This window comes from Pseudonocardia bannensis (assembly GCF_012911875.1).
Classification (GTDB): Bacteria; Actinomycetota; Actinomycetes; order Mycobacteriales; family Pseudonocardiaceae; genus Pseudonocardia; species Pseudonocardia bannensis.
In genome coordinates, this window is record NZ_JAAXKZ010000076.1 from 18,173 (window position 1) to 29,127 (window position 10,955).

At 71.9% G+C, this 10,955-nt stretch carries 7 protein-coding genes; all 7 read left to right on the plus strand.

The genetic code is table 11. The features are described from left to right. Window positions 1–10 precede the first annotated feature (10 nt). The 7 genes from HF519_RS19100 (at window position 11) to treZ (ending at window position 10,866) form a co-directional block, all read left to right on the plus strand. Complete coding sequence (locus tag HF519_RS19100) at window positions 11–1,339, plus strand: sensor histidine kinase (RefSeq protein ID WP_169414341.1); 1,329 nt, start codon at window positions 11–13, stop codon at window positions 1,337–1,339. Between the two features lie 150 nt (window positions 1,340–1,489). Next, a complete protein-coding gene (locus HF519_RS19105) occupies window positions 1,490–3,091 on the plus strand; it encodes a multicopper oxidase domain-containing protein (RefSeq protein WP_169414342.1) in 1,602 nt (533 codons plus the stop codon). Then, the gene (locus HF519_RS19110; RefSeq protein WP_169414343.1) at window positions 3,091–3,582 is read left to right on the plus strand and encodes a hypothetical protein; all 492 of its coding nucleotides are present in this window, start codon (window positions 3,091–3,093) and stop codon (window positions 3,580–3,582) included. Before HF519_RS19105 ends, HF519_RS19110 begins: the two co-directional genes overlap by 1 nt. Next, on the plus strand, window positions 3,558–4,106 hold the full coding sequence (gene lepB / locus HF519_RS19115) for a signal peptidase I (RefSeq protein WP_312860208.1): 549 nt from the start codon (window positions 3,558–3,560) through the stop codon (window positions 4,104–4,106). Before HF519_RS19110 ends, lepB begins: the two co-directional genes overlap by 25 nt. Window positions 4,107–4,279: 173 nt before the next feature. Next, a complete protein-coding gene (gene glgX, locus HF519_RS19120) occupies window positions 4,280–6,430 on the plus strand; it encodes a glycogen debranching protein GlgX (RefSeq protein ID WP_169414344.1) in 2,151 nt (716 codons plus the stop codon). 8 nt (window positions 6,431–6,438) lie between these two features. After that, window positions 6,439–8,955 (plus strand): alpha-amylase family glycosyl hydrolase, encoded by a 2,517-nt coding sequence (locus HF519_RS31570; protein WP_246244532.1) that lies wholly within the window; start codon window positions 6,439–6,441, stop codon window positions 8,953–8,955. A gap of 171 nt (window positions 8,956–9,126) precedes the next feature. Next, a complete protein-coding gene (gene treZ, locus HF519_RS19135; RefSeq protein ID WP_169414345.1) occupies window positions 9,127–10,866 on the plus strand; it encodes a malto-oligosyltrehalose trehalohydrolase in 1,740 nt (579 codons plus the stop codon). Window positions 10,867–10,955: the final 89 nt, after the last annotated feature.

Here is a 10,955-nt window from a genome sequence, read left to right on the forward strand (position 1 = left end):
GCGCGCCGGGATGATGGCGGAGAACGACCGCTGGGTGTCGAGCGCCGAGCAACGGGTCCGTCGCGACATCGTGATCTTCATCCTGGTCGCCGTCGTCACGCTGGCCGCGGTGTCCGTCGGCGCCGTGTTCGGCGCCCGGCAGGTCACCCGAACCGAGGCCCTCTCGGATGCGGAACGGACCACGCAGCGACTCGGTGACCTCGTCATCGGCCCGCTGCTCGCGAGGTCGCTCGCCGGGGTCCCCGGTGCGCGCGCGGAGCTCGACGAGGAGGTGGCGAGCCGGCTGCGGGACGGGCTGTTCTCGGAGCTGACGGTCTGGCAGGCCGACGGCACGGTGGTCTACGCCAGCGACCCGGCGCTCATCGGCGCCGTCCTGCCGCCACCGGTGGAGGTCCTCGCCGCGGTCGAGCGGGCGGAGACCAGCTCCGGACTCGAGGACCAGCCCGAAGCAGGCCCGGTGCCGGACGAGACCGGGTTCGTCGAGGTCTACGTACCGCTGCGGCTGCCCCGCCAGCCCACGCTCGCCTTCGAGGCCTACTACAGCGCGGAGCGGGTCGACCGGCAGGCGGCGACGCTCGGAGCCCAGGTCGTACCGCTCGCGCTCGGGGCCCTCGTGCTGCTCCAGGTGGTGCAGATCCCCATCGCGGTGTCGCTGGCGCGCCGGGTGCGCCGCCACGAGGCCAACCGCGCCCATCTGCTCGAGAGCGCGTTGTCGGCGTCGGAGCGTGAACGCCGGCAGATCGCGGCCGACCTGCACGACGGGGTCGTGCAGGACCTGGCCGGGGCCGGGTACGCACTCGGGGCGCTGCACCGTGACGTGCCCGAACACCGGCGCGCGGTGCTCGATGCGGTCGGCACCGCGGTCCGGCACGCGGTCGACCAGCTGCGCCGGCTGATGGTCGACATCTATCCCCCGGACCTCACCGGGTCCGGCCTGTCCGGGGCGATCGGCGACCTGGCCGCGCGCCTGCGCGAGCGTGGGATCGACGTCACCGTGGAGGTCCAGCCACTCCCGGCGCTCGACGCGGACACCGCGGCGGCGCTGTACCGGGTCGCGCGCGAGACCATGACCAACGTCGAGAAGCACGCGCAGGCCCGGTCGGTGACCGTACGGCTGGGCCCGGATCCCGACCACCCGGGCGACGTTCGCCTCGAGGTCGACGACGACGGCGTCGGGATCGCTCCGGAGCACCTCGACCGCCGCGCCGACGGCCACCTCGGCCTGCGGCTGCTCATCGACCGGGTCGACGCGCTGGGCGGGCAGTTCAGCATCGAGCCCGGGCCCGAGGGCGGCAGCCGGGCCCGGGCCCGGGTCCCGGCACGTTCCGGAGTCGGCTGACCCCCCCACATCTCGGGGGTGTCAGGGCCCCTGAGCGAGGCTGCAGCGCGGACGGGTCGGAGCCGCACGATGGGTCCCGACGTAAGCGCCACACCGGGTGATTGGGCAGACCCCCGCCGGACCCGTGGCCCGACTCGACCAGGGGACCCCATGACCGCGCACGCCCTCAACCGACGAGACCTGCTGAAGCTGTCGGCGCTCGGCGCCGCTGCCGTCGCGCTGCCCCTCGAGCGCGTCGTCAGCGCCAAGTCGGCGTCCCGTATCGCGAGCAGCAAGCTGCCCAGGCCGTACACCCTGCCGTTCAAGGTTCCGCCGGTGATCAAGCCGGTGCGCTCGGACGCGACGACGGACTACTACCACATCGCCCAGCGGACGGGCGTCGCCGAGATCCTGCCCGGCGTCAAGACGCCGGTCTTCGGCTACGAGGGCATCTCCCCGGGTCCGACCATCCGGGCGACCCGGGGCCGCGAGGTGGTCCTGCGCATGACCAACGAGCTGCCGGCGAGGCACCCGAGGTGGGGCTACGAGGCGTGGACCTCGTGCCACCTGCACGGCTCCGCCTCCCTGCCCCAGTACGACGGCTACGCCAGCGACATCACCCGGCCCGGCCAGGTCAAGACCTACCGGTACCCGAACACCCAGGACGCCCGCACGCTCTGGTACCACGACCACGGGGTGCACCACACCGCGGAGAACGCCTACATGGGCCTGGCCGCGCAGTACCACCTCGTCGACCCGCTCGAGCAGTCGCTGCCCATCCCGAAGGGCGACTACGAGGCACCACTCATCCTCACCGACAAGATCTTCAACTCCAACGGCGAGTTCATCTACGACGACAACGGGCACTCCGGGCTCTACGGCGACGTCATCCTGGTCAACGGCGTGCCGTGGCCACTGATGAAGGTCGAGCAGCGCAAGTACCGGTTCCGGGTGCTCAACGCGAGCCTGGCCCGCGGATTCCGGCTCCAGCTGTCCACCCGCGACCCGATGACGGTGATCGGCACCGACGGTGGCCTGATGGTCCGTCCGCAGACCACGGCCCAGCTGCGGCTGGGCATGGCCGAGCGCTACGAGATCGTCATCGACTTCGCCAAGTACAAGCCGGGCCAGCGCGTCGAGCTGCGCAACCTCGGGGTGAAGAACTCCGTCGACTACGACAACACCGGCAAGATCATGGCGTTCGAGGTGACCGGGCCGGCCAAGAGCCTGGCAGACAACGCCGTCTCCGACCCGGACGGCCTGCTCAACCCCCAGGCCCCGGCCATGGACCTGGCCCCGGCGATGGCGGTCCAGAAGCGCAAGCTCGAGGTCGAGCGCAAGAACGGGCAGTGGGTCATCAGCGGCACCACGTGGGCGGACGTCGTGAAGTCCGACTACCGCAAGGTCGTCGCCAAGCCGAAGCTCGACACGGTCGAGCAGTGGGAGATCGTCAACAAGTCCGGTGGCTGGTTCCACCCGGTGCACATCCACCTCGTCGACTTCAAGATCATCGAGCGCAACGGCAAGGCACCGTTCAACTACGAGCTGGGCCCCAAGGACGTCGTCTACGTCGGAGAGAACGAGACGGTCAAGGTGCTCGCCCGGTTCGGCCCCCACAAGGGCCGCTACATGATCCACTGCCACAACCTGCCGCACGAGGACCACGACATGATGACCCAGTTCGAGGTCGTCGGTGACAGCGAGGGCGAGGGCGATGACCCCATCACGTCCGCTCCCCCGTACGGCATCCCCGACCCGCTGCCGGACCTGTGATGGCCGGGATCGGGCCCGCCGCCGCGGCGCCGACCGCGCCCGCCGACCGCGCGGAGCGCAACTGGCGCCGGGCCGCGACCTGGAGCGTGAACACCACGGCGGCGCTGCACGTCGTCGTCGGCCTGGACCACCTGCACCACAGCACGCTCCTCGCCGCGTTCTTCTTCGGCGTGGCACTCGTGCAGGCGGGACTCGGTGAGGGGCTGCGCCGCCGGGGCCCACAGGGCACGCTGGCGGCCGGGGTCGGCGGGACGGTCGCCCTGGTGGTGCTCTACGTGGTCAGCCGGCTCGCCACGCTGCCGCTGCACGAGTTCAACGACCGTCCGGAAGCCACCGACCTGCTCGGCATGTCGGTCGTGACCCTCGAACTGATCACCGTCGCCGCGCTCGCCGCACTCGCCGCGGAGCGGTGGCGGGCCCGGATCCTCGACGGTGTGCTGCTGGTGGGCCTGGGTGTGTGGGCGGCGTGGGCTACCGGGATCCTGAGCTGAGCACGTCCCCCTCGCCGCCCCGCCGGGGCCTGCTCGGCCGGATCCTCGTCGCCGTCGCGGTAGGCCTGGTCATCGCGATGGTGGGGATCCGCCTGCTGGGCTTCGAACCGGTGCGGATCCCGTCGAACAGCATGGCACCGACGCTCGCCGCCGGTGACCACGTCGTGCTCGACCACCGTGAGTTCACCCCGGCCCGCGGCGACCTCATCGCGTTCACCGACCCCACCGGCGCCACCCGGGACGGTCTCATGGTCAAGCGGGTGGCCGCCGTGGCCGGCGACGAGGTCGGCCTGGAGGACGGTGTGCTCGTGGTGAACGGGGCCGCGGTCGTCGAGCCCTACGCCGACCGGAGCCGGCTCGACGGGGTCTATCTCGGGCCGCTCGTCGTGCCGGCCGGGAAGCTGTTCGTGCTGGGCGACAACCGCGGTGACTCGGTGGACTCCCGGACGTTCGGCCCCATCGACGCCGGCACCGTCGAGGGCCGCATCGAGTTGCGCCTGTTCCCCGATCCCGGCCCGCTGTAGAGGGAGCTGGTCGGCGCCGTGACCGTGCGGACATGTGATTCTGCTCGTCCCTGAGCGGGCGTCGTAACCGGCGAACCGGCCGCTACCTCCGCTAGCGTGGCGGCCAACGGGTCGACGGCGCCCCGGGTGACACCAGAACTACACATCGGCCGCGGCCGGGAAATGGAGAACTCATGCGGCCGTGGCCAGGGAGCGCCTATCCGCTGGGCGCCAGCTACGACGGCGCCGGGACCAACTTCGCGATCTTCTCCGAGGTCGCCGAGCGGGTGGACCTGTGCCTGTTCGACGATGAGGGCAACGAGGAGCGCATCCGGCTCACCGAGGTCGACGGCTTCGTGTGGCACTGCTACCTGCCCGGCGTCGAGCCCGGACAACGCTACGGGTTCCGGGTACACGGGCCCTACGACCCGGCCCAGGGCCTGCGCTGCAACCCCAACAAGCTGCTCATCGACCCCTACGCCAAGGCCGTCGACGGCCCGGTCGAGTGGGACGAGGCCGTGTTCGGCTACCCGTTCGGCGACCCGGACGCGCGCAACGACGACGACTCGGCGCCGTTCGTGCCGAAGTCCGTGGTGGTCAACCCGTTCTTCGACTGGGGCACCGACCGCGCGCCACGGATCCCGTACCACGAGACCGTGATCTACGAGGCGCACGTCAAGGGACTGACGAGCCAGCACCCGGAGATCCCCGAGGAGCTGCGCGGCACCTACACCGGGCTCGCGCACCCGGTGATGATCGAGCACCTGAAGAACCTCGGCGTCACCGCCGTGGAGCTGATGCCGGTGCACGAGTTCCTGAACGACCACCACCTGCAGGAGAAGGGCCTGGCCAACTACTGGGGCTACAACACCATCGCGTTCCTCGCCCCGCACCACTCCTACGCCATGGCGGGCGGCAGGCCGGGGAGCCAGGTGCAGGAGTTCAAGGCGATGGTCCGCGACCTGCACGAGGCGGGCATCGAGGTCATCCTCGACGTGGTCTACAACCACACCGCCGAGGGCAGCGACATGGGCCCGACGCTGTCCATGCGCGGCATCGACAACGCGGCGTACTACCGCCTCGTCGAGGACGACCCCCGCTACTACATGGACTACACCGGCACCGGCAACTCGCTGAACGTGCGCAACCCGCACACCCTGCAGCTGATCATGGACTCGCTGCGGTACTGGGTCACCGAGATGCACGTCGACGGGTTCCGTTTCGACCTCGCGTCGACGCTGGCCCGCGAGTTCTACGACGTCGACCGGCTGTCGGTGTTCTTCGACCTCGTCCAGCAGGACCCGGTGATCAGCCAGGTCAAGCTCATCGCCGAGCCGTGGGACGTCGGCCCCGGTGGCTACCAGGTCGGCAACTTCCCGCCGCTGTGGACCGAGTGGAACGGCAAGTACCGCGACACCGTCCGCGACTTCTGGCGCGGCGAGCCCGGCACCCTCGGCGAGTTCGCCTCCCGGCTGACCGGCAGCTCCGACCTGTACCAGGCCGACGGCCGGCGACCGTTCGCCTCGATCAACTTCGTCACCGCGCACGACGGCTTCACCCTCGCCGACCTGGTGTCCTACAACGAGAAGCACAACGAGGCCAACGGCGAGGGCGGCAACGACGGCGAGAGCCACAACCGCTCCTGGAACTGCGGGGTGGAGGGCCCGACCGACGACGCGGCGGTTCTGGAGCTGCGCGCCCGCCAGCAGCGCAACTTCATCACCACGATGATGGTCAGCCAGGGCGTCCCGATGCTGCTGCACGGCGACGAGCTGGGCCGCACCCAGAACGGCAACAACAACGTCTACTGCCAGGACAGCGAGATCGCCTGGATGGACTGGTCGCTGGCCGGGAAGAACGCCGGGCTGGTCGGCTTCACGGCCGGGGTGGCCGCGTTGCGCGCCGCACACCCGGTGTTCCGCCGGCGCCGGTTCTTCGCCGGGCGGCCGATCGCCCCGCGCCGTCGGGGTGCGCTGGCCGACATCGCCTGGTTCACCCCCGCCGGCGAGGAGATGACCGAGCAGGACTGGGACTCCGGTTTCGGCAAGTGCGTCACGGCGTTCCTCAACGGCGACGCGATCGACGACGTCGACCCCCGCGGTGAGCGGGTCACCGACGACTCCTTCCTGCTGTGCTTCAACGCGCACTGGGAGGACATCGAGGTCACCCTGCCGGGCAAGGAGTACGGCTCGCGGTGGGCCATCGTCGTCGACACAGCGGCGGGCGAGGTGCTCACGCTCGCGACGGTGCCCGGCGTGGTGGCCACCGAACCCCCGACGGTGCAGGCCGGCGCCACCCACACCGTGCCGGCCCGCTCGCTTCTCGTGCTGCAGCGGACGGAGTGAACCAGCACATGAGGACCCCGATCCCCGGATCGACCTATCGACTGCAGTTCTCGAAGGACACCACCTTCGCCGACGCCGTCGAGCTCGTGCCCTACCTCGACGCGCTGGGCATCGGCGCGCTGTACGCGTCACCGCTGCTCGAGTCGGGCGCGGGCTCCAACCACGGCTACGACGTCGTCGACCCGACCCGGGTCTCGGCCGAGCGGGGCGGAGAGCAGGGCCGCCGGGCGCTCGTCGCGGCGCTGCGTGCCCGCGGGATCGGGCTGCTGCTCGACATCGTGCCCAACCACGTCGGCGTCGAGGTGGCGAAGGCCAACCCGTGGTGGTGGGACGTGCTCACCCACGGCCGGTCGTCGCGGTACGCGTCGTACTTCGACATCGACTGGGACAGCGGGCCGCTGCTGCTGCCGATCCTCGACGCGAACGAGGAGAAGGCGCTGTCGGAGCTCGCCCTGTCCGAGGACCGGTCGGAGCTGCGCTACTACGAGCATGCGTTCCCGGTCGCGCCCGGCACCGGTGAGGGCACGGCCCAGGAGGTGCACGAGCGCCAGCACTACCGGCTCGCCTCCTGGAAGCGCGGCGCGGCGGAGCTGACCTACCGGCGGTTCTTCGACGTCTCCACGCTCGCCGCGGTGCGCGTGGAGGACCCCGAGGTGTTCGAGGCGACGCACCGCGAGGTCCTGCGCTGGGTGGCCGCCGGTGACGTCGACGGGCTGCGCATCGACCACCCGGACGGCCTGTCCGACCCGGGCGGCTACCTGCGGCGGCTGCGCGCCGCGATCGGGCCCGACCGGTGGCTGCTGGTCGAGAAGATCCTCGGGGTCGGCGAGGAGCTGCCGGCGTCCTGGCCGGTGCACGGCACGTCGGGCTACGAGGCGCTGCGCGAGATCTGCGGCGTGTTCGTCGACCCGGACGGCGCCGGGCTGCTCACCCAGTTCGCGGCCGAGCACACCGGGTCGAAGGTGTCCGCGCACGCCGCGGAGCACCGGGCCCGCCGGGAGGTGGCCGACACGATCCTGGCCGCGGAGGTCCGGCGGATCGCCGAGGTGGCCCGGCAAGTGCCGGAGGTCGCGGCCGCCCTGGCGCAGATCCCCACGCCGGCGCCGACCCCACCACGAACCTCCGCGCAGCCCTCGTCGCCCGAGCAGCCCTCGTCGCAGCAAGGTGGCCTTGATCCGATCCAGTCGGAGCAGGGCCACCCCGCCGGGGACGCCGCGGAGGGCGTTGCGGGAGATGGCGCGGAGGGTGACGCGCTCGCCGACGCTCACGCGGAGCCGCTGCGTGCCGCGGTGGCCGAGCTGCTCTGCGGGTTCCCCGTCTACCGCAGCTACCTGCCCGAGCAGCGAGCGGCGCTGGACGTCGCGGTCTCGGCGGCCCGGGCCACCCGGCCCGACCTGGCCGGCGTGCTCACCGCCATCCACGCCGCGCTGCTGGCCGACCCCACCGGCCTGCTCGCCACCAGAGTGCAGCAGACCTCGGGCATGGTCACCGCCAAGGGCGTCGAGGACACGGCGTTCTACCGGTGGAACCGCTTCGTCGCGCTCAACGAGGTCGGCGGCGATCCGGCGCGCTTCGGCGTCTCCCCCGCCGAGTTCCACGCCGCCGCGGCGGCGCGTGAGGCCGGCCGCCCGGCCACCATGACCACGCTGTCGACCCACGACACCAAGCGCTCCGAGGACGTCCGGGCCCGCCTCGCGGTGCTGGCCGAGATCCCCGGGGAGTGGACCGACGTGCTGCGCCGCTGGTCGGCACGGCACCCGCTGCCCGACCGGTCGCTGGAGCTGCTGGCCTGGCAGTGCCTGGTCGGCGCGTGGCCGATCTCCCCCGAGCGGCTGCGCGACTACCTCGGCAAGGCGTCCAAGGAGGCCAAGCTCGTCACCAGCCACGTCGAGCCGGTCGCCGAGGTCGACGAGGCGATCGCGGCCTGGCCGGAGCAGGTGCTCGGCGACGCGGAGCTCGTCGCCGAGATCGAGGCGTTCGTGGCCCGTATCGCCGGGCCCGGCCGGTCGAACTCGCTGGGCCAGAAGCTGCTGCAGCTGGCCGGACCGGGGGTGCCCGACGTCTACCAGGGCACCGAGCTGTTCGAGTACTCGCTGGTGGACCCGGACAACCGGCGCCCGGTGGACTTCGCGGCCCGGCGGGCCCTGCTCGCCCGGCTCGACGAGGGCTGGCTGCCCGAGGTCGACGCCGGGGGCGCGGCGAAGCTGCTGGTCACCGTCAGCGGGACCCGGCTGCGCCGCTACCGCCCGGAGCTGTTCTCCGGCTACCGGTCGCTCGCCGCGCAGGGTCCTGCGGCGGCCCACGCGGTGGCCTTCGCGCGGGGGTCGTCGCTGGTCGCCGTGGCCACCCGGCTCCCCGTCGGGCTTGCGGCCCGGGGCGGCTGGGAAGACACCGTGCTACCGCTCCCCGACGCGGCCACGGACTGGCACGACATGATCACCGGCGAAGAGGTGGAGGGCTCGGCGCCCCGGCTCGGCACCCTGCTGGCCCGCTACCCGGTGGCCCTGCTGGTCCGCCCGGCTTAGCCGTCGCCGGCGCCCGTCCCGGGGGGCACCGTCCGGTCGCCGGACGGTGCGCCACGCGATGGGCACGTCCGTCCCGTTTATCCGGCCGCGGGCGCGCAGCGGGGCGAGTCTCACACCCCGATCGGCACCGCCCGTACGGCGGCCGCCCGGCACAGACGGCAGGATCTCGGCGTGGCTGAGTACGCGGTGTGGGCACCGCAACGGGAGAAGGTCCGGGTGCTGGTCGACGGCACGACGCATCCGATGACCCGCGTCGAGGGCGGGTGGTGGCGCGCGGACGTCGAGGACAGCGGTCCGGGTACCGCCTACGCGTTCCTGCTCGACGACGACGAGACGCCCCTTCCCGACCCGCGCTCGCGCTGGCAACCCAACGGCGTGCACTCCGCGTCGCGCCGCTACGACCAGAATGCGTTCTGGTGGACCGACCAGGCCTGGACCGGGCGCACCCTGGCCGGCAGCGTGCTCTACGAGCTGCACATCGGCACCTTCACCGAGGCCGGCACGTTCGACGCCGCGATCGAGAAGCTCGACCATCTCGTGACCCTCGGCGTCGACATGGTCGAGGTGCTGCCGGTCAACGCCGTGGACGGGCCGCGGAACTGGGGCTACGACGGAGTGGGCTGGTACGCGGTCACCGAGAACTACGGCGGTCCGGACGGGTTCAAACGGTTCGTCGACGCCGCGCACGCCCGCGGGCTCGGTGTCGTGCTCGACGTGGTCTACAACCACCTCGGCCCGTCCGGGGCCTACCTCGACAGGTTCGGCCCGTACTTCGCCGGCAGCAACATCTGGGGACCGTCGCTCAATCTCGACGGGCCCCACTCCGAGGAGGTCCGCCGCTACGCGATCGACAACGCGCTCATGTGGCTGCGCGACTTCCACGTCGACGGCCTGCGCCTCGACGCCGTCCACGCGCTGCGCGACAGCCGCGCGACGCATCTGCTCGAGCAGCTCGCCGTCGAGGTGACGGCGCTGGAGGCGCACGTCGGCCGGCCGCTCACGCTGATCGCGGAGTCCGACCTCAACGATCCCCGGCTGATCACCGCGCGCGAGGGCGGCGGCTACGGCCTGGACGCGCAGTGGACCGACGACATCCACCACAGCCTGCACACGGCCCTGACGGGCGAGTCGCAGGGCTACTACGCCGACTTCGCCGCCGCCGGACTGACCGGACTGGGCCACGTGCTGTGCCGGGCGTTCCTGCACGAGGGCACGTGGTCGAGCTTTCGCAACCGCAACCACGGCGCGCCCGTCGACACCACGAAGATCCCGGGCCACCGGTTCCTCGCCTACCTGCAGAACCACGACCAGATCGGGAACAGGGCCACCGGCGACCGGCTCACCGCGACCGTCCCCCCCGGCCTGCTGGCCTGCGGCGCCGCGCTCGTGTTCACCTCCCCGTTCACCCCGATGCTGTTCATGGGCGAGGAGTGGGGCGCGCGCACCCCGTGGCAGTTCTTCTCCTACTTCCCCGACGAGGCGCTGCGCACCGCCGTCCGGGAGGGCCGCACCGCGGAGTTCGCCGAGCACGGCTGGGGCGACGCCGAGGTCCCGGACCCGAACGCCGAGACCACGTTCACCGACTCCAAGCTCGACTGGGAGGAGCAGAACCAGGAGCCGCATGCGACGCTGCTGGCCCTGCACCGCGAGCTGATCGCGTTGCGCAAGGCCTGGCCGGAGCTGTCGGACCCGTGGCTGGAGAACGTCGAGGTCGAGATCGACGAGCAGGCGCGCACCGTCGTCGTGCACCGCGGGCGGCTGCGGGTCGTGGTGAACCTCGGCGCCGAGGACGCGACGGTCGCCCTCGACCGGCCGGTGTCGCGCATCCTGCTCGCCTCCGAGCCCGCCGCCGCCGAGCAGAACGCCCTGATCCTCCCGCCCGAGGCCTTCGCCATCGCCCTCCTGGCCTGACCCGCCCCGGTACCCCTCCCGAAGCCGCGAACGGCACTCGTTCAACAGGCTTGAACGAAGTGCCGTTCGCGAGTCGGGCGGGGTGGGGC